Source organism: Mesorhizobium sp. M4A.F.Ca.ET.020.02.1.1 (assembly GCF_004022645.1).
Classification (GTDB): domain Bacteria; phylum Pseudomonadota; class Alphaproteobacteria; order Rhizobiales; family Rhizobiaceae; genus Mesorhizobium.
This window is the reverse complement of the sequence record NZ_RZOI01001395.1, coordinates 1-457: the sequence shown is the minus strand read 5'-3', so window position 1 is coordinate 457 and position 457 is coordinate 1. Positions and strand designations below refer to the sequence as shown.

The 457-nt window shown below is 67.2% G+C and carries 1 protein-coding gene; it reads left to right on the top strand.

Annotated elements, in window-relative coordinates; genetic code table 11:
* Positions 1-403 (top strand): IclR family transcriptional regulator C-terminal domain-containing protein (locus EN742_RS37330; RefSeq protein ID WP_281035080.1); only part of this gene is annotated, 403 nt, incomplete at its 5' end.
* Positions 404-457: the final 54 nt, after the last annotated feature.

Below are 457 nucleotides of genomic sequence, written 5' to 3'. Positions count from 1 at the left end.
GCAGCCAGGCGATGTGCTGCCGATGCATGCGACGGCCTCCGGCATCGCCTTCCTGGCCTTCACTGAGGAGCACATTCGTAACGGCGTCCTGGCCGGGCCTTTGCCGGCCTTCACGCCATGCACGATCTGCGACGCGGCAACGCTCGCCGAGCACATCGCCGTCGCCCGTGCACGCGGGCACTCGACAGGAACGCAAGGCTTCGAGGAGGGCGTGATGAGCGTTGCCGCCCCCATCCTCGGCGCCGACGGTTTCGCCATCGGCACCATCGCCGTCGCGGCACCGAGGGTGCGGATTCAAAAGGGCGACATCGAACGCCATGGCGTCAGCGTCGCGGCCGCGGCGCGCGATATCAGCGAACGGCTTTTCGGGCGGCAGAGTCTGCCGGGCCGCAAGCGGGCATAACATCAGATCCATTGCGAGGAGATCACCGTGGCGGAGACACGCCGTATCCTGGTT